Here is a 19,873-nt window from a genome sequence, read left to right on the forward strand (position 1 = left end):
TGAAAGTGGGAATTTATATGAAGTCATCTCTTGGGAAAATACTCAGAAAAATAAGAAAAGGGAAAAATATTTCCCTCACCTTTATTGCAGACAAATATCTTTCAAAATCTCAAATCTCAAGATTCGAAAGAGGAGAATCTGAAATCTCCTGTATTCGTCTAGTTAATATATTAGATAAAATGAATGTTACTTTAGATGAATTCATGATTTTATATAATAATGATAATAAAAAAAATCAGTCTTTTATCGACTTACTTGAATACATCCGTAAAGCTTATTCTGAGCAAGAGATTGATACTTTAATAAATCTACTAAATACTCAAGATAATTTTCAGTTAAGCAAATTTGATAAGACAATGATAAAATCTATCTTATACACCATTGATAGTTCAATAAAACCTAGCCAAGAAGAATTACTTGAATTAACTGACTATCTTTTTAAAGTTGAATTTTGGGGATATTATGAAATTATCCTATTAGGAAATTGTGCACCCACTATAGATTACTCATCTTTGATTTTACTAACAAGGGAGATGCTAAGAAATTATATATATTCTTCTTTAAATAAAAACAATAAAAAGTTGGTAACACAACTTGCAATTAATTGTTTAATAACAAGTATTGAGCATAGGAAGTTTAATGATTGTAACTACCTAATAAAAAAAATAAAAAAGTTACTAGATGGCGAACTAAATTATTATGAACAAACTGTTTTCCTATATGCAGAAGGATTTTTTGAGTTTAAAAAATCAAAAAGCAAAGGAAGAGAAAAAATGGAACAAGCATTGCAGGTATTTGAAATACTTGGTGATACGACTATGCTTACTAATTATACTGAACATTACTTAAAAATTATTAATGGAAGTACAGAAGCTACTGATTAGAAATGACTTTATTGATAAGTTGCATAAAATCTTTCCTCAATTTGTTGCAAATTTGTTGCGAAACATAAATTCTTTTAAAATATAAAGATACTAAAATCGCATAAAATCAATAAAAATCCTTTTCTTTAGTATGTATAAATCTCTATAAACTACCTATAGGGAGGACTAAACGTCATAAGAAAAAGCCCTTTGTTTAGGGCTTTTTGCTTGTTATAAAATCGATTTGTTGCGATTTTATCAATTTTTTGACAATCTGCTGGTCGTCTTTTATTTCAAAAATTAAAAACGTCATTAAGGTTCTCTGCCATAGTAGGATGCGTAAATATTTGATTCTTAATATAAGTGTATGGAATATGGTTATCCATAGCTAACTTAATCAGGTTTATATTTTCCTGAGCACCTTCACCAAAAAGAGTTGCTCCTAAAATATCTTGTGTTTTTTCATTAACAATAACCTTATAAATACCTCGAAGGTTGCCATTAACATGAGCTCTAGGCATAGCTGAAACCATTAATTCATTTGCTTTATAGGGAAGATTTGCCTCTGCAGCCTCTTTTTCTGTTAAACCTACACGTGCCAAAGCAGGGTTAATAAATAATGTAGTGGGGATATTATTTCTCTGACTAGCGTTATAATCACTCTGTCCAGTTAATTTATTAAAAACTATGCGATAATCGTCTAATGACACATAAGTAAATTGGAGTCCGCCATTGACATCCCCAACAGCATAAACATTTGGAACACTAGTTTCACAATAATCATCAACCTCAATGGCACCACGGTCTGTTACCACAATATCTGTATTTTCAAGTCCCAAGTCAGTAATATTCGGTTTACGACCAGTCGCATAAAGGACAGCATCAAAACTCATTTTCTGACCATGATTGCTTAAAATAACATTATCCTCTTCATCATTTTCTAAAGCATTTATCTGAGCATTTAAAACAAAGGAAATACCGTCTTCTTCCATGTATTCTTTTGCTAGCTGCGCAACGATATCCTCCTCACGTGGCAAAATACGGTTAGCAGTCTCAAAAACGGTGACCTTACTGCCAAGATTAGCATAAAGGCTGGCAAATTCAAGCCCGATATTACCCCCTCCAATGATTCCTAACCTTTGTGGCAAAGTTTCTAATTTTTGAATACCAGTGCTGTCAAAGACATTTTTAGATTCCTTTAATCCTGGGATAGGCAAACGATTTGAAATGGCGCCTGTATTAATCACTATAGTATCAGCTGTTAACCGTTCACTATCCTCGCCAGCAACTATTTTAATAACCTTATTAGAGACAAAACTTGCTTTAGCATCATAAAGATCTACACCAGCATTGACCACATTGGCTTTATTTTTCTGATTTAATCGATGCGTAACTACCTCTTTTTCAGCCATTGCCTGCTCAAATGTTAAATGATTTTCAGCTGCATGGATTAATGTTTTTGTTGGAATACAGCCAATATTGATACAAGTTCCTCCATACATTGAAGAACTTTCTTCAACAAGAGCAACTTTCTTGCCAAGAGAACTCATTTTAGCAGCAAGTGTCTTTCCAGCTTTACCAAAGCCTATGACTAATAAATCATATGTTTTCATTTTTCTTCCCCCATAAAAGCACCGCATCATTAAATAACAAACATGATATTAGCGATATTGTGTTAAATCTTGTTTTAAGAAGTAGTAAAATAGGTTGCCATAATTTCCTGAATAATCCAGTACATGACCGTTATATACGACCTTAGTGACTTTGTAATAGTCGGCAATATCGATTGAGCAGGTTTGCTGTGAACGTTCGAATTCCTCGTATGAGTCAAACGTCACTAATCGTTCTTGGTTTACGGAGTTTAAAAATGTAATTTCAATCATTATTTACATTTCCTTTCTAATTCTACATACTATATTACTTTGATGTTGGAATATAGTATGTAGAACTGTATAACGCTATGCTACTACAAAGTATGTTTTTACACAACTATTTTGCTCTGACTGGATTTTCTCAATCATAATTCAAGAATCAATTGTAAATTATAAAAAGAGATTCCAAACAGAAATCTCTTTTTTAACTGAATTTGTAAAATTATATTATCCTTTGTGATATTCAAAAGCAATGGTGTAAGTCTTTTCGGTATTGGCTGGAAGAACAATATCACCAAAACCGTCATTATTAATAGCATCTGGGAGAAATTGTGCTTCAAGCGCTAAGGCTTCAAATTCTTTAGCCATTTTACCCTTATCACGCGCTGGATAAATATCCTCAGGAATGCCACCCATACTGTAAACGACCCAAGTATCACGGTCAGAATAAAGGTGAACAGAATCGCCACTTTCTTCATCTTTCAATTCTCCACAAGGTTTATCAACCGAAGCATTTACCAAGAAAGCATCGTCAAGCCCGCCTGTATCAGCGATAGCCTCTCCAAGGTTTTGCCCAGTTTGAAAATCATAAGCTGTGCCAGCAACGTCAATGAATTTTCCTGTTGGCACCAAATCATCATGTGTTTCCAAGTAACAGTCAGTAGCCAAAGTAAAGGTATGGTGTGTCAAGTCTTGGCGTTCACCGAGGTTAAAGTAAACATGGTTAGTTGGGTTAAAGAGGGTCGCTTGACCGCCATTTTTACCAGTGTAAGTAATTGTAAAACGATTGTCGTTATCCAGCGTAAAACGTGCTGTTATCAACATATCACCAGGGAAACCATCAACGCTTTCTTTGGCATTGTAAGTCATGACAACAGTGGCTTTGTCAATATCATTTTCAACTCTTGCTTGCCAAATGTGTTTGTGGAAACCTTTTGGACCACCGTGAAGAGTGTTTCCTTTTTCGTTTTGTGGTAGCTGAATTTCTTTGCCATCAAGGTTAACTTTCCCTTGATTAATACGCCCTGCAACACGTCCGATTGATTGACCTGCACATAAAGGATTTTTCAGATAATCACTTGGCTCATCAAAACCAATGATAAGATTTTTCTGACCACCTTTGTCATCTGGCACTAAAAATTCTTGCCAAGTTGCTCCCAGTGTTAGTAAACCAACTTGGACACCGTTATCATTAATAATAGTGTATTTTTCAATCTTTTGCCGATTAATTGTCTCAACAATTTCTTGTTTTACTTCCATTTTTTCCCTCTTTCTTAGGTCTTGTCTTTATTTTACTCCTCCTAAAATTTTTTGTAAACGTTTTCTGCTTGTTTTTACCAAGGTTTTACTAAAACTCAGTTTTTACCAACAAAAAAATCCTGCCCTTAAGGACAGGATTCATCTATTTAAACTTATTTTACAACAATGTTTACAAGTTTATTAGGTACCGCAATCACTTTGATAATGTCTTTACCAGTGATTTCATCTTGAATTTTTTCGTTTGCAAGAGCAAGTTTTTCAAGTTCTTGACGGCTTGAATCTTTTGGTACAACAAGTTTTGCACGAACTTTACCTTTGATTTGGATAACTATTTCAACGTTGTTTTCAACGAGTTTTGCTTCGTCCCATGTTGGCCATGCAACGTATGAAATTGATTCGCCTGATTGTGTCAATGTTTGCCACAATTCTTCAGAAAGGTGTGGTGCAAATGGTGCTAACAATTGTACAAAGCCTTTAGCGTAGTCAACAAAGAGTTTATCTTCTTTATTTGCTGCGTTAACAAATACCATCAATTGTGCGATAGCTGTGTTGAATTTCATGGCTTCAAGTTGTTCAGTTACAGCTTTGACTGTTTCGTTGTAAACTTTATCCAAATTGCCATTGTTTTCTGCAACAATTTCTTTTGTTGTCAACAAGCGATAGACGCGGTCGAGGAATTTACGTGAGCCTTCAAGACCTTCTTCAGACCAAGCGATTGAAGCGTCAAGTGGTCCCATGAACATTTCGTACACACGAAGAGTATCCGCACCGTAACGTTCAACGACGTCATCTGGGTTAACAACGTTTTTAAGTGATTTAGACATTTTAGCTGGGGCTTGTTCAAGTTCTTCACCAGTTTCGATATGGAAGAATGAACCGTCGCGTTTTTCAACTTTGTCAGTTGCCACAAGTACACCACGGTGATCGCGGTAGCTTGTTCCCAAAATCATCCCTTGGTTAAAGAGTTTTTGGAATGGTTCTTTGGTTGGAACGACACCTAAATCATAAAGGAATTTATGCCAGAAACGAGCATAAAGAAGGTGAAGCACAGCGTGTTCAGCACCACCGATGTAGATATCAACTGGCAACCAAGCTTTTAGAAGCTCTTCATCAGCCATTTTTTCATCGTTGTGTGGATCAATGTAACGCAAGAAGTACCAGCTTGAACCAGCCCATTGAGGCATTGTATTGGTTTCACGACGACCTTTAACACCGTCTTCACGTGTCACTTCAAGCCAATCAGTCAAGTTAGCAAGTGGTGATTCACCTGTACCTGAAGGTTTGATATCTTTTGTTACTGGCAATACAAGTGGAAGTTGATCTTCTGGAACAGCTGTTGTTGTACCATCTTCCCAGTGGATGATTGGGATTGGTTCACCCCAATAACGTTGACGTGAGAAGAGCCAGTCACGAAGACGGTAAGTTACTTTCTTATTACCAACACCTTCTGCTTCAAGCCATTCGACCATTTTGTCAATAGCTTGCGCTTTATCAAGACCATCTAGGAAACCAGAGTTGATGTGAAGTCCATCTTCTGTGTAAGCTTCTTCTTCAACATTTCCACCTTCAAGAACTGGAATGATTTCTAGGTTAAATTGTTTTGCAAATTCCCAGTCACGTGTATCGTGGGCAGGAACAGCCATGATAGCACCAGTTCCGTAGCTTACAAGAACATAGTCAGCAATCCAGATTGGCATTTCTTTACCGTTTACTGGGTTGATTGCATAGCTACCAGTCCAAACACCTGTTTTTTCTTTAGCAAGGTCTGTACGAGCAAGGTCTGATTTAAGGCTTGCTTGGTGTTTATAATCAGCAACTGCTTGAGCTTGTTCTGGTGTTGTAATAGCTTCAACAAGTGGGTGTTCAGGAGCTAAAACAGCGTAAGTTGCACCAAATAGTGTATCTGGACGAGTTGTAAAGACAGTGAAGTCTTTATCAGTATCTTTTACTTTGAAAGTAACATTAGCACCAGTTGATTTACCAATCCAGTTACGTTGCATGTCTTTGATTGATTCTGGCCAATCAAGATCATCCAAATCTTCAAGCAAACGTTCTGCGTAAGCTGTGATTTTAAGCATCCATTGACGCATTGGTTTACGAACAACTGGATATCCACCACGTTCTGAAGTTCCGTCCGGAAGCACTTCTTCGTTGGCGATAGCTGTACCTAATTCTTCGACCCAGTTAACTGGTACTTCAGCTTCGTATGCCAAACCTTTTTCATACAATTTTGTGAAAATCCACTGAGTCCATTTGTAGTAGTTAGGGTCAGTAGTGTTCACTTCGCGGTCCCAGTCATATGAGAAACCAAGTGAGTTGATTTGACGTTTGAAGTTAGCGATATTTTTAGCTGTAAATTCAGCTGGGTCATTACCTGTATCCATCGCGTATTGTTCTGCAGGAAGACCAAAGGCATCCCAACCCATTGGGTGAAGAACGTTGTAACCTTGAGCACGTTTAAAACGGCTAAGAATATCAGTTGCAGTGTATCCTTCTGGGTGTCCTACGTGAAGACCAGCACCAGATGGGTATGGGAACATATCTAAGGCGTAAAAGTTTGGTTTATCAGTGTCTGTTCCTGTTTTAAAAGTATGATTATCGGCCCAAAAAGCCTGCCATTTTTTCTCAATCTCTTTATGATTATAAGTTGCCATGTCATTTCTCCATGTTCTTAGTATTAGTTACTATTATACCACGAAAAGAATAAAGAAAAAAGGCGAAATCACGGGGGATTTCATGCCTTTTGTTAGTTGATAAGAGCAGTTTGATATCAAATCAAATCTTCGCTCATCATTTTGCTAAATATTCCTTCAATTTTGTCATATCTTCTTTGGCATCTGCTAAGCCGACTTGGTAAATTTCTTCGTATTTTTCAGGATTTGTTTCAAGACGTCCGATTTCTAAATTTTGGCTTGGACGAATAGCAAAAAGTTCGCCTTTATTTTCCAAGTCAATGATATGCTCAATGGTATTATTGTAATGCTCGTAACGTTTTGAAGCAACTTCTACAAATTTAGGATATTTTCTATAAAAAAGTCTATAAAGACGACTGCTGCTTGGTTTTTTGCGGTAATCAATTGGACGTGTTAAGACAACAATCAATTTATCAAATCCTAAATTTCTTGCAAAATCAACTGGAATGCTGTCTGACAAACCACCGTCAAGATATTTTTGTCCTTTCCATTCCACGATTTTTGAAGCTAATGGCAAAGCAGAGCTAGCTCGGAGCAGCTCCATTTGGTCAAAGACATTATCAACTTTGTGGTATTCGGGTTTTCCAGTTGCTAGGTTCGTCACCGTTGCGTAAAAAGGAACTCCTGACTCTTCAAAAGCTTTTTCATCAAAAACATCTAATTCCATTGGAACCTTGTAATAGGCAAAGTCTTTATTAACGACATTTCCTGTTTTTAACCACGAACGAAGCCCCATATAATTTGGGTAAGAAGCGTATTTTTTATTGTAACGAATGGCACGACCTTTTTGTTTTGACAAGAAATTAACGCCAAAAAGTGCCCCTGCTGATACCGAAACAACACCATCAACCTTGATACCAGCCTCTAAAAAAGTATCTAGCACTCCTGCTGTATACAGGCCTCGCATGCCGCCACCTTCTAGTACTAAACCAACAGACATTCTCCTCCTCCGTTCTTTCTAATTTTGTTACTTATTATACCAAAAACTGTGCTATTTAGATGGATTTTACTATGTTATAATAGTCTTAAGAATTCAAAGGAGATAGTTATGCGAAAGAAAATCTACAACATTATCGAGCCAACCAAAAATATAACTACCATTGAAAAAATCTATGATATTTTCATGATCCTTGTCATTATTGCAAGTTTACTTCCGCTAACTATCAAAACACATTTTACTTTTTATGCGATTCTGGAAAATGTAACCACTCTGATTTTTATCATTGATTACTTGTTACGCTTGATGACGGCTGATTTCAAACTCAAGCAAGGAAAAATCTCTTTTATCAAATACCCTTTTACTTTCCTTGCGATGACAGACCTTATTGCCATTTTATCTTCTCTATTATTTTGGAATAATACTTTTCGATTATTTAAAATAGTGCGGATGATTCGTACCATTCGCGTTTTCAAACTCTTTCGTTATTCTAGAAGCATCAACACGCTCATCCATGTTCTTAAAAAGCAAAAAGAATCTTTGTTAATCGTTGGAGCTTTAGTTGTTATTTATATTTTCATTTCTGCTCTCGTTATTTTCAATGTTGAGCCAACAACTTTTGGCAACTTCTTTGATGCACTTTATTGGGCGACCATTTCTATGACAACCGTTGGTTACGGTGATATTTACGCCGTTTCTGCCATCGGAAAATTAATCACCATGATTTCATCAATCCTTGGCGTGGTAATCATCGCTCTTCCTGTCAGCATCATGACCGCAGGCTATCTTGAAGAAATCGAAACACGACGACACAGACATAAACATTAAATAACTAAAAAGCTGAACTCTTAAAAGAGCTCAGCTTTTTGATATTACAATTCAGCGATTTGGTAAAGTTCCAATTCAGCTTGTGTTTCTGTTCCGAACATGTTAATCATCAATTTAACTTTGTTGTTTTCAATTTCAACAACACGTCCTTCTTGACCAGAGAAAGCACCGTCGATGATTTGAACCACATCACCAGCTTTGATGTTTGTGTCAACGACATCAACAGTTTGTCCCATTGAGATAAGAATTGAACGGATTTCTTCTTCCAAAAGTGGAGTTGGTTTTGAACGGTTACCGTGTGAACCAACGAAACCAGTAACGTTTGGAGTGTTACGAACAACGAACCAAGCTTCGTCTGTCATAACCATTTCAACCAGAACATAACCTGGGAAGCGATTTTCTTCAACTTCTTTGACTTTACCATTTTTTTCAACGTTAACTGTTTGTGTTGGAATTTCGACACGCAAGATGTTATCCAACATGTTATAAGTTTGTGCACGTTGCAAAAGAGTTTCTTTTACTTTGTTTTCGTAACCAGAGTAAGTTTGTAGCACAAACCAACCTTTATCAAAAGAATCTAACATAATTTCCTCCATTATAAAAAAGCCCCTTAAAGGCTTCTTGGGTGTTTTTCTTTATTTTATTATAGGAAAAATCGCTAGCGCTGTCAATGAATTACTGCTAAAGAAGCTGATTTAACATTTTAAAAGACAGCAAGATATTGCCAAAGATAATCAGCAAAGTTACTAGCGCATAAAGGTAATAACGATAATCAACTAAGCCAAAAGAAAATAGAAAAGCAAGAGAGATAACAGCAGTTATAATACCACCAATCAAGCCTGGGACATATCTCTTTAGCACCAAACTTTGCACAAGATGACCAACAATATGGTAGATATAAGCAATTATAACTGTCACATAAAAACCAAAATGCTTGCTGTAATAGCTGATGCCTAAAATCAATAGCAAAAGCAAGAGTTGCTCCAAAACCGTAAGATTAAAAACCAATGGGCTATAATAAGCTTGAACTTTTTTAGTTGCCTTAGATGCTGGTAACTTTGTCACAAATCCAGGCATAAAAATCAACTCTTCCATCTCATGTGTCATAAATAATGCTGGAAAAATCATAAAAAAGGCTATCATGCTCATTACCCCCAAAACTTTTGTTAGCTACTTCAGCTCCATTATGCCCTTTAATGACAAAAATAAACAACCGTAGCTCAAAGCTACGGCTGTACTTTAAAATCGATTTAACAAATTCATCACTCCCAGTGAGAGCAATTTATCGAAAATGAAAATAACAATGGTAAAGAATGCTGTATATTCAAGTACAGAGATATAATCTTTCCAACGTTGTTTACGATCTGGCCAAGTTGTTTCACTTAAAATCGTAAATACTCCCTTAATGAATGCCACAGGCGACTCCTCCTTATTCTATCATCTCGCTCATTACTCTAAAGCTGAGAATGACCGCTACAAATTATCGTGTTTCTTTGTGTAGCGTGTATTTTTTACAATGTTTACAATATTTATTAACTTCTAGTCGTACAGGTTTGGGGTTGCTACTAACTCCGATAGAGTAGTTACGGCTTCCACATTCTGTACAAGCTAAACTTGCTTTTTTCTGTGCCATAATTCCTCCGAGATCTTATTTTATCATGTTTTTCATAAGTTGGCAAGTGACTTAGTTAGTCTGCTTGTTGAACCAACTTGAGAAGTTATCCCAAGCATCTTTAACCGCACGTCCAATCTTATCTCCTGCATCTTGAGCTGATTCTTGAACTTTATCAAGAATGTTATCAGAACTTGAGGATTGACTTGTACTTGTTTGACCATTTGCGCTGTAAACCAAGTCGTAACCATTTTGGCTATAAGCATTTTCAACGGTAAATTCTGTTCCTGCAGTATATGGCAAAATGCTGCTGGCTACTGCGCTAAAGATTGTCGACGCTGTACCAGAACTTGCATCAGTCAGGTAGTGATTTTCATCTGTCGAATCATAACCAATCCACTGTGCGATAACCACGTCTGGCGTATAACCGATAACCCACTGGTCACTTGTCAAATCAGCATTGAAGTTAGCTTCCACTGTCCCAGTCTTACCTGCGATTGTGTAACCATAAGCATTGGCGTTGACCGCTGAACCGTTTGAGAAAGTTCCAAGCATCATGCTGGTCATTTTGTTAGCTACAGATTGGCTAATCACGCGCTTGGTTGAGGGCTTGAATTCCGCAATAACATCACCGCTGGCATTTTCAATCTTGGTAATCAAATGTCCTTTCGGCATTACACCACCATTAGCAAAGGTTGCGTAAGCTTGAGCCATTTCAAGTGGGTTGGTTGTAACACCACCACCAAGGGCAACGCCCAATTCTTCCTTAACATTTTTCATGTTAAGACCAAATTTTTGACCGTAGCTCATTCCCTTGCTAACACCGATTTTATGAAGTAAGTAAACCGCTGGGATATTGTATGAATTTGCCAAAGCTTGATACATTGGAAGGTCTGCTGTTTCAATACCGGCGTAGTTCGTTGGAGAATAACCATCGTAATCCCTAGGTGTATTTGGTAAATCAGTCGTAATGGCATAACCTGAAGCAACAGCTGGTGAGTAAACCACTAGAGGTTTAATGGTTGAACCAGGGCTTCGTGAGGCTTGTGTCGCGTAGTTAAAGCTACGGAAAGTTGCTGAACTTGGGCTGACACGTCCAACCAAACCACGAACCGCACCAGTTGACGGATCCATGGCAACACTAGCTCCTTGGGCTGTTTGGCCATCATAATCAGATACTGGGAAATAAGCCGTGTTATCAAAAACAGCCTGCATATTTGCTTGATAGTTTTGGTCTAATTCTGTGTAAATCTTATAGCCATTGTTGACAATATCATTTTCAGACAAGCCATATTTTTTTTCAGCTTCTTGAATAACCGCATCAAAGTATGAACCGTACTGATAATCATCAGAATTTCCAGTATAAGTATCGTTCAATTCACTTGCGATATCAACTTGCTTAGCTTGATTGGCTTCTGCTTGTGTGATTTTTCCTGCATCAACCATAACTCCTAAGACCGTATTGCGTCGGTTTGTCGCATTTTCTACAGAGTAATAAGGGTTATAAATTTCAGGACCTTTTAGCATCCCTGCTAAGATAGCTGATTGTTCAACAGTCAGATTGGCAGCGTCCGTTCCGAAATACTTGCGGCTGGCATCTTGGACACCCCAGACCGAATTTCCAAAATAAGCATTGTTCAAATACATGGTCAAGATATCATCTTTACTGTATTTTTTGGTCAATTCAATCGCTAAGAAGAATTCTTTAGCTTTACGAGTGACCGTTTGTTCTTGGCTTAGATAAGCATTTTTAGCCAATTGTTGCGTGATGGTTGACCCACCACCAAAGTGTCCCATGGTGAACAAAGCTAAGAAGAAACGAGAGTAATTAATCCCACCATTTTTGTAAAATGAACGGTCTTCTGTTGCAATTACCGCCTTTTTCATGTTATCGCTAATAGCGTTTAACTCAACGTAAGTCCCTTTTTGCCCTGAAAGCGAACCAACTTGATTGTCATCTTTATCATAAATAACAGTTGTCGCCTTCAATGCGTCCTGCAAATCCGAGACATTGGTTGATTTGGCAACGGCAAAAAGGTAAGAGCCAATGGCTAAAACACCAATACCAGCCAAAATGAGTAAGATTTTTCCAACTCGGTAACGACGCCAAAAACGTCTAATAGGATTCTTAGGTGATGGCATAAAACGCGAAAGCTTTTGCAGCCAAGCTGGCTGCTTCTTTGCTTTTTCGTGGTACTCTTTACTACGTTGGTAGGTTGGAGCTGCCTGCTCTTCAGTATTTTCAGTTTCAAAGTCACTTAAGTCATCAGCCAGATAATCATTGTCATTTTCCTGACTGATGTGATTCTTGAAAGGCACTTCTTCTTTTTCTGATTTAAAAAAAGAAAGAAGCTTTTCTTTAATCATTTTAAATTTTGTCATAACCACATTATAACAGTTCTTTTGAAAAACGTCAGATGAAAAGGGATTTCATCTTGATTACAACATTTTCATCTCTTTTGTGGTAAAATAAAAGTATCAATAAAAACGCTCACAACTTATCTGGTTGTCACAATTGTCCACGATACTTGAACGAGTATTAGAAAGGATTTTACCATGAACAAAGGATTCGAAGCATTCAAAAAAACATTGTCACACGATAGTTTAAAAGCCGTTTACGACGAAACAAAAATCGAAGTTTCAGAAAGTGAAGCTGAAGGCACTGAAGCTTACTCAATGGCTGTCGCAACTCAAATGGCAGTTAACCTTTTGGGAAAATACCACGATTGGCTACACGAAAACGAAGCTAAAGACAAGTAAATCTAAGCGCGCCATAAGGTGCGTTTTTTTTTTGCGCACTCATGCTATAATAGAGCTATGACTTTAACATATACGCTTAAAAATCCTTATCCAGATAGCACAGTTAAGGAACTGTTAGAAGAGCATTTACTGATTCCGCGAAAAATTCGCCATTTTTTACGCACCAAAAAACACTTACTGATTAACGGGGAAAATATCAACTGGCAGAGCTTGGTCAAAACAGGCGACACTATCCAGCTAACTTTTGATGACGACGATTACCCACAAAAAACGATTCCATTTGGTGATAGCAAGTTAGTTGATTGTCTTTACCAAGATGAGCATCTCATCATTGTCAACAAACCTGAAGGCATAAAGACACACGGCAACGAGCCAAATGAAATTGCTCTACTCAACCATGTGTCAGCCTATGTCGGAAAAACATGCTACGTCATTCACCGCTTAGATATGGAAACGAGTGGCGCTGTTATGTTTGCTAAAAATCCTTTTGTTCTGCCAATTCTAAATCGTCTGCTTGAAAACAAAGACATTTCACGTGAATATTGGGCACTAGCTCAAGGAAAATTTGAACCTAAACACCAAGTCTTTCAAGATAAAATTGGACGTGATCGACATGATCGCAGAAAACGTGTTGTGGACCGCAGAAATGGCCAAACTGCCTTAACTATTGTTGACCGCCTCAAGGTCTTTCCAAAAGGATCGCTGGTCAAATGCCGTCTAAAAACGGGACGCACGCACCAAATCCGCGTCCATCTGTCAGCACACGGACATGCCATCATCGGTGACCCATTATACAGTAACACTCCTGCTAAGCGCCTCATGCTCCACGCGCATAAACTCAGCTTCACACACCCATTTACTCTTGAAAAAATCAGTGTTGAAGCTAAATCCAAAACATTTGAAGCAGGATTACATTAAGAGGTTGGGACAAAAGTCACCAACCCCTTTATTTATGAAATTATAATAAGCAAAACGGAGTGATTAAGTGGGTTCTAATGCGTTGAGAAATCAAGTTTTATAAGACTACTGATTCCTTTTCTTATTTTTTACTCAAAGTGCTGGCAAGCATTGGTTTGCTGTAATCAAAATCAGCATCTTTATTTGCTTGCCATACCACTAAGGTAAGTTTATTACCGTCGACTTTAATACCGAAAGTATATTTAACACCAACACCGCCAAGACCACTAACTGTAAAGACGCTTGTGTCGGCATCGTCTCCGTAAAGGTAATGATAGACATTATTTCCTTTGTCTTCAATACCCGTAACCTTGGTTTGTTTCTTGTTATTTTTAGTCGTTTGAGTGATTGTCCCATCAGCCTCAAAGGTAAATGATGTATCACTCTTATCGTCGACTTTCCATGTGCCAAGCATAGCTTCTGGAAAGAGCGACTCTCCTTTGACTTGATTATCTTCATTTGTCACTGTGATACTCTTTTGACCTGAATTAGCGACAACATAAGTCGCGCCAGCTTTCTTCAAGGTTACTTTACCTTCTAAGTCTTGGATGACTTCACCTGATGTTTGCTTTTCAGTGTCTGTCGATTTATCGTAGTGGAAATCATAAGTTGCTGTAAATCCTGCCACATAAGTTTCCTTGCCGACTTGAGATAGACTGGTCAAAGTGATATTTGGTACTGTTAGACTTGTCGCCTTGCGACTATCGGTCTGCATCTTAGCCTTGATACTTTCTTTCAAGCCTTTGTAAAAGTCATTATTACCGCCGTCTTCAAAAACCGTAGATACCGTTGATGAGTCTTGCCCAGCGTTCAAATACAAAATCATTTGGTCAAAAGCTGATACCAAGACTTTTCCAGCCATTTCATTGTCCAAAAGATTATCGGCATTCAAAGCAACCGTGTCCCCATCAGCGATACTTGCTAGAGCTTGTTTTTGTGATTTCAAATCACCATCTGAGAATTTCTTCTTCACGTAAGCTTTAGCTGAATCTGTCAACAGGTAATCACTAACCTCGTACTCACCATTTTCCAAAGTGCCTACGCGTGTGTTATCAAAATAAAGCTCACCATCAACTAAGTTACTTGTGACTTTAAAGTTTTTAAAAGTCACCGATAAATCAAGAACCTTGTCCTTGCCATCGTAATCTTTACTTAACTCGATTGGTTTGCCATTATATTTTCCAGAAATACTTGCCGTGTAATCAGCGATTGGCAAGCGTTCAAGCTTGATGCTGTAATCAGTTGAATCACTAAGCGCAACTTTCTTTTTATTGAGCAAAATGTCGACCTTATCAACATTCGTCTTAATGGTCAAATCTAAAGGTTTCAAAGCGATACGATAATTTGGGAAAATCAAAAATTTACGACCGATTTTTTTAACGTAAGCATCATCAGAAGCATCAGCGTTTATTAAATCTCTACTTAACTTGTCAGCTTCTGATGTTGATAACTTGGTAAATGTCGCATACTTAGCCTCATCAGTTGTAACCTTTTCATTGTTATCAGCCCAAACGATATAACCTTTGATATTGTCAAAAGTATCCCCAGATTTTTGGTAGGCTGCTACATAATCTCGAATGACTTGTTTTTTAGAGTAGTGAAAACTTCCCCAAACCACAAAGACCAATAGTAGCACTCCCACAATCACACTAGGAATCCAGACTTTTTTACGTTTTAGCGTGTGTTTAAACTTTTTCATCTTTAGCCTCCCTATTCCATCAAATCTTAAGTCATTATTATACCAAAAACTTTTTAAGCTACCATTACAGAAAAATCACACCATATGACACCTAAAAAGGCGGCTTAAAGGCCACCTTTTACTTCTCAGAAATCATCTTTGTTATCAACAATAACAAGATAAATAGCAACTAAAACCGCACCTGCAACACCTAACCAAAACATCATAAGCCTACTCCCTTCATACAGTAAGCATATCTAAAACTAAACCAACATTTTCTAATCTTAGTATACTACAGACAAAGGTTTTTTACGATTATTTTGTAACTTTACCCAAGAAAAAAGCAAACCTTACCAAATCAAAAAGGTTTGCTTTCTCCTAAGTTTTTAGTGTGGCTGTCAGTCTTTTCAGAAAGTTATACAGTCAAGCTGCACCAACATATTTTCAGCTGCCCCCAACTGAAAATACGATATCAAAAGTAAATCAGTTTACAAGAATGCCTAGCTGAGTTATCAGTCGCTTTTTTAGTGTGAACAATCACCTAGCTAAAACACTCTCAATAAACCTATCTCATGTCATACCTCTCGGAAATGTACTAATTTTTGTAATTGAACGCATAATACTACTAATACTACAGACGGTGTCGCTCAATAAGAAAAAAAGATATGACTTATACATCTCAATCCAAAGATTCAGATGCCATGATTAGCATATTGCTAACTCTCCTGGATAAAAACCCATCCCTTTAGAGCAATACTTCCCATCACACATGACTCCCAAAAATCAAAAGCTCCCAAACAATTGATTTATTCACATGTAAAAACATCTTGCCTAACCAAGACTAATACTGCTCTGTAAGTACTTCTTCAAATACTTACGAGTATAATATACCACGGAAAAAAGCACTTATTAGAAATTCGCAAATATGAAAATTCAATTTTTGTTTTTTCATATATGATAATTTTAAGTTTTCCCTGTTTTTTACGATACAATAAGGACATAGGAGGTCATTATATGCCTAAGAAGATTTTTTTATTAATAGCACTTCTTATTCTGGCCTTTTTAATCCAAAGTCTATTCACTCTAATAAAAACCGGAAAGTTTAATCCTTCAATTTTTATTATTTATATCATTTAATAAATTGTTCCAAATGTTCCTCTAAGAGCTTAGCCATTGTAGGATTTCCTAATTTTTTAACCATTTCAATACACTCTCTCATCGGTTGAACATCATCAGTCTCACCTTTCAAATAAGCCAAGGTATCTTTTAAAAAGGTTAAAAATACTACGGTAAACATGTCTTGATAATTAATCATGCTTTCTAGCCTAGTCATAAAATAAGTCGTGTAGTAAAGCTGATTACGCTCAATCAAAGCTAAGATAATATTAATAAAGGTCAACTGCGCAGCTTTTTTATGTTGAGGAAGTGACAGATAAAATTCATTGCGTTCAGCAAGCGCTCTTCCTAAGAAAATCAAATCAGCATCAGATAAAATCGACATGGTGTTTCCAAAAAGATAAAGTTCATACTCTGTCCATTGTTCGATGCTATAGAGATATTGCATCAAAAATTGCTTATCATCTTCTTTAATCTCATAACTTGGATCAAGGGCATAAATAGCACTGACAATATCAATCCTCATCAAACGATTATAGGTATCAAAATTTTCGTCAGCTTCAAAATTTTTCAGCACCTCTTTAAGGCCTTCAATATCACCAGCCACTTGTAAATTAGCCAACTGGTTTCCAAGTCTAAAATAAGAACTTTCTTGATAATGATTCAGGGCGTGTCCAAATTCTGAAAAGCTCATGTGAATCGCCGAAATCGCCACTAAAAGTTTGTCTGCTGTAAGCATGCTTTGCCCATTTTCAAACTTTGATAACTGCGAAACTGACAACTTCTGACCAGCAACATCTTTTAACTTTAAGCCCCGCGTCATGCGTAATTCACGATATAGCTCGCCTAAGCTCATCATTTCTTTTTCATCCACGATAACACACCCCTCTTTCTAAAAAAATTGCTTTTTTTAATTATATCAAATTCTTTTTAGATAAATAAATCACATAATCAACAAAAAGAACACCTCGCTTGAGGTGTTCTTTCTAATTAATCTATTCGAATTTTGGATTAGAATCCGCCCATCATTGATGGATCCATGCCAGGAGCTGCTGGTGTGCTTGCAGCAGGTTCTGGATGGTTAGCTACAACTGCTTCTGTTGTAAGAATAAGGCTTGCGACCGAAGCAGCATTTTGAAGAGCTGAACGTGTTACTTTAACTGGGTCAATAATACCAGCTTCAACCATGTTCACCCATTCACCGTTAGCAGCGTTGAATCCTGTACCAACTTCTGAGTTTTTCAAACGTTCAATAATAACTGAACCTTCGTAACCGGCGTTGAAGGCAATTTGACGAACGGGTTCTTCAAGAGCGCGAAGAACGATGTTACGACCTGTAGCTTCATCACCGTCAAGTTCAAGTTCAGCAACTTTAGAAATAACGTTAACAAGGGCAGTACCACCACCAGCAACGATACCTTCTTCAACAGCGGCACGTGTTGCGTTAAGGGCATCTTCAATACGCAATTTCATTTCTTTAAGAGCTGTTTCTGTAGCAGCACCAACTTTGATAACTGCAACACCACCAGCTAATTTAGCCAAACGTTCTTGAAGTTTTTCGCGGTCAAATTCTGATGTTGTTGAAACAAGTTGTGATTTAATCACGTTGATACGGTTAGCGATAGCATCTGCATCACCAGCACCTTCAACGATAACTGTACTGTCTTTATCAACAGTTACTTTAGCTGCTTGACCAAGAGCCGCCATGTTAGCATCTTTCAACTCAAGACCAAGATCTTCTGTAATCACTGTAGCACCAGTCAAAATAGCGATATCTTCAAGCATTGCTTTACGACGATCACCAAATCCTGGAGCTTTAACAGCTACAACGTTGAATGTACCACGGATTTTGTTAAGAACAAGTGTTGGAAGAGCTTCACCATCAACGTCATCAGCGATGATAAGAAGTGGACGGCTTGTTTTAAGCACTTCTTCAAGAAGTGGCAAGATATCTTGGATGTTTGAGATCTTCTTATCTGTAATCAAGATGTATGGATTTTCAAGGTCAGCAACCATTTTTTCGCTGTCAGTAACCATGTATTGTGAAAGGTATCCACGGTCAAATTGCATACCTTCGACAACATCAAGTTCTGTTTCCATACCACGTGATTCTTCAATTGTGATAACACCGTCATTACCAACTTTTTCCATGGCTTCTGAGATGTATTCACCAACTTTTTCAGAACGTGATGAAACGGCTGCGACTTGGGCAATAGCTTCTTTATTAGCAACTGGTTGAGCGATTGATTTCAATTCGTCAACAGCTACTTTAACAGCTGCTTCGATACCACGACGGATACCAATTGGATTAGCACCAGCAGTCACGTTTTTAAGACCTTCGCGAACGATAGCTTGTGTCAACACTGTAGCAGTTGTTGTACCATCACCAGCGATGTCATTTGTTTTAGAAGCAACTTCTGAAACAAGTTTAGCTCCCATGTTTTCAAAGTGGTCTTCTAGTTCGATTTCTTTGGCAATTGTCACACCATCATTAGTGATAAGTGGTGAACCAAATGATTTTTCAAGAACAACGTTACGACCTTTAGGGCCTAAGGTTACTTTAACAGTGTCCGCTAAAATATCAACCCCACGCATCATGCTTGCGCGTGCATCTGATGAAAATTTAATATCTTTTGCCATATCTATTCCTCCATTTGATTTCTATTATGTATTTCAAATAAAACTAAGTAGCTAAAAGCTATCTAGGTTGAAGACAAGACCTTTTTCTGATACTTTCTTTAGGTGGTGCGGTCGGCAGCGACTTCCTACGGAATTCCATACCTAAGTTTTGAGCCGAGAGTCTCAAAACTTCCGGGTGGCTGATTTATTACTATTTCAGCCACTTTCACCACAGCAGAAAGTATCGTTTTATTGCTCGCTTCACTCGCAAATAATCCTAAAATTCAACTGCAACAAATAATTAATTTTAGTTTATCTACATTCTAACTAAGTAACTAAAGGCTACTATTTTGTTAATCTATCTTATGCTAATACAGCTAAAATTTCTGTTTCATGAACGATAGTAACTGCATCGTCACCATCTTTCACTTCGACACCTGCACCAGTTTCAATAATCACTTTATCTCCAGCTGCAACACTTGGTGTGACCAATTCACCTGTCAATGTACGGGCACCAGTACCAACAGCTACAACAGTTGCCGTTTGTGTGCTTTCTTTGCCTGCGCCAGCAAGGACAAAACCACCAACTGTTTGTTCTTTTTCTTCTTCAACTTTCAAGACCACACGGTCACCTAATGGTTTCAACATGCTTTTGCCTCCTATATTTTTATTATTGTTA

The 19,873-nt window shown here is 37.4% G+C and carries 18 protein-coding genes; 4 read left to right on the forward strand and 14 right to left on the reverse strand.

Translation table 11 applies throughout. The annotated features are described in order from the left end of the window. Positions 1-17: 17 nt before the first annotated feature. Entirely contained in the window at positions 18-884 is an 867-nt protein-coding gene (locus STRINF_RS03780) for a helix-turn-helix domain-containing protein (RefSeq protein WP_006531703.1), read from the forward strand. Between the two features lie 272 nt (positions 885-1,156). On the opposite strand, the gene STRINF_RS03785 is transcribed toward STRINF_RS03780, so the two are convergent. From STRINF_RS03785 to STRINF_RS03800, 5 genes are all read right to left on the reverse strand, one after another. Next, a complete protein-coding gene (locus tag STRINF_RS03785; protein ID WP_014293819.1) occupies positions 1,157-2,476 on the reverse strand; it encodes an FAD-containing oxidoreductase in 1,320 nt (439 codons plus the stop codon). Positions 2,477-2,524: 48 nt separating this feature from the next. Then, positions 2,525-2,746: a DUF4649 family protein gene (locus STRINF_RS09845; RefSeq protein WP_006531705.1), complete on the reverse strand. Its 222-nt coding sequence runs from the start codon at positions 2,744-2,746 to the stop codon at positions 2,525-2,527. Positions 2,747-2,962: 216 nt separating this feature from the next. Then, the gene (locus tag STRINF_RS03790; RefSeq protein ID WP_006531706.1) at positions 2,963-3,994 is read right to left on the reverse strand and encodes an aldose epimerase family protein; all 1,032 of its coding nucleotides are present in this window, start codon (positions 3,992-3,994) and stop codon (positions 2,963-2,965) included. A gap of 152 nt (positions 3,995-4,146) precedes the next feature. Beyond that, the gene (leuS, locus tag STRINF_RS03795; RefSeq protein WP_006531707.1) at positions 4,147-6,648 is read right to left on the reverse strand and encodes a leucine--tRNA ligase; all 2,502 of its coding nucleotides are present in this window, start codon (positions 6,646-6,648) and stop codon (positions 4,147-4,149) included. 136 nt (positions 6,649-6,784) lie between these two features. Continuing rightward, positions 6,785-7,627, reverse strand: a complete 843-nt coding sequence (locus tag STRINF_RS03800) for a patatin-like phospholipase family protein (protein ID WP_006531708.1) — start codon at positions 7,625-7,627, stop codon at positions 6,785-6,787. Positions 7,628-7,735: 108 nt separating this feature from the next. Between STRINF_RS03800 and STRINF_RS03805 the strand changes: the two genes are divergently transcribed. Further along, positions 7,736-8,452 (forward strand): ion transporter, encoded by a 717-nt coding sequence (locus tag STRINF_RS03805; RefSeq protein WP_014334232.1) that lies wholly within the window; start codon positions 7,736-7,738, stop codon positions 8,450-8,452. Between the two features lie 44 nt (positions 8,453-8,496). On the opposite strand, the gene nusG is transcribed toward STRINF_RS03805, so the two are convergent. The 5 genes from nusG to pbp2a all read right to left on the reverse strand — a co-directional run bounded on the left by nusG (position 8,497) and on the right by pbp2a (position 12,446). After that, on the reverse strand, positions 8,497-9,036 hold the full coding sequence (gene nusG, locus STRINF_RS03810) for a transcription termination/antitermination protein NusG (RefSeq protein ID WP_014334231.1): 540 nt from the start codon (positions 9,034-9,036) through the stop codon (positions 8,497-8,499). Positions 9,037-9,133: 97 nt separating this feature from the next. Then, positions 9,134-9,580 carry an HXXEE domain-containing protein gene (locus STRINF_RS03815; protein ID WP_187361778.1) on the reverse strand — a complete coding sequence of 149 codons (447 nt, stop codon included), beginning with the start codon at positions 9,578-9,580 and terminating at the stop codon, positions 9,134-9,136. A gap of 111 nt (positions 9,581-9,691) precedes the next feature. After that, positions 9,692-9,868: a preprotein translocase subunit SecE gene (gene secE, locus STRINF_RS03820; RefSeq protein ID WP_006531712.1), complete on the reverse strand. Its 177-nt coding sequence runs from the start codon at positions 9,866-9,868 to the stop codon at positions 9,692-9,694. Positions 9,869-9,932: 64 nt separating this feature from the next. Further along, positions 9,933-10,085 (reverse strand): 50S ribosomal protein L33, encoded by a 153-nt coding sequence (rpmG, locus tag STRINF_RS09850; protein WP_003067827.1) that lies wholly within the window; start codon positions 10,083-10,085, stop codon positions 9,933-9,935. Positions 10,086-10,136: 51 nt separating this feature from the next. After that, positions 10,137-12,446: a penicillin-binding protein PBP2A gene (pbp2a, locus tag STRINF_RS03825; RefSeq protein ID WP_006531713.1), complete on the reverse strand. Its 2,310-nt coding sequence runs from the start codon at positions 12,444-12,446 to the stop codon at positions 10,137-10,139. A gap of 174 nt (positions 12,447-12,620) precedes the next feature. Between pbp2a and STRINF_RS03830 the strand changes: the two genes are divergently transcribed. Together STRINF_RS03830 and STRINF_RS03835 are read left to right on the forward strand one after the other, a co-directional pair. Further along, the gene (locus STRINF_RS03830) at positions 12,621-12,824 is read left to right on the forward strand and encodes a hypothetical protein (protein WP_006531714.1); all 204 of its coding nucleotides are present in this window, start codon (positions 12,621-12,623) and stop codon (positions 12,822-12,824) included. A gap of 57 nt (positions 12,825-12,881) precedes the next feature. Further along, positions 12,882-13,742, forward strand: coding sequence for an RluA family pseudouridine synthase (locus STRINF_RS03835; protein ID WP_006531715.1), 861 nt, complete (start codon positions 12,882-12,884; stop codon positions 13,740-13,742). A gap of 121 nt (positions 13,743-13,863) precedes the next feature. Here the strand turns inward: STRINF_RS03835 and STRINF_RS03840 are convergent, their stop codons facing one another. From STRINF_RS03840 to groES, 4 genes are all read right to left on the reverse strand, one after another. Beyond that, positions 13,864-15,480 carry a zinc ribbon domain-containing protein gene (locus tag STRINF_RS03840; RefSeq protein ID WP_006531716.1) on the reverse strand — a complete coding sequence of 539 codons (1,617 nt, stop codon included), beginning with the start codon at positions 15,478-15,480 and terminating at the stop codon, positions 13,864-13,866. A 1,108-nt stretch (positions 15,481-16,588) separates the two neighbouring features. After that, positions 16,589-17,449, reverse strand: a complete 861-nt coding sequence (locus STRINF_RS03845; RefSeq protein WP_006531717.1) for a helix-turn-helix domain-containing protein — start codon at positions 17,447-17,449, stop codon at positions 16,589-16,591. A gap of 137 nt (positions 17,450-17,586) precedes the next feature. Continuing rightward, positions 17,587-19,215 carry a chaperonin GroEL gene (gene groL / locus STRINF_RS03850; RefSeq protein WP_006531718.1) on the reverse strand — a complete coding sequence of 543 codons (1,629 nt, stop codon included), beginning with the start codon at positions 19,213-19,215 and terminating at the stop codon, positions 17,587-17,589. Between the two features lie 342 nt (positions 19,216-19,557). Continuing rightward, positions 19,558-19,842: a co-chaperone GroES gene (groES, locus tag STRINF_RS03855; protein ID WP_006531719.1), complete on the reverse strand. Its 285-nt coding sequence runs from the start codon at positions 19,840-19,842 to the stop codon at positions 19,558-19,560. Positions 19,843-19,873 lie beyond the last annotated feature (31 nt).

Origin of the sequence: Streptococcus infantarius subsp. infantarius ATCC BAA-102 (genome assembly GCF_000154985.1) — a bacterium.
Lineage (GTDB): Bacteria > Bacillota > Bacilli > Lactobacillales > Streptococcaceae > Streptococcus > Streptococcus infantarius.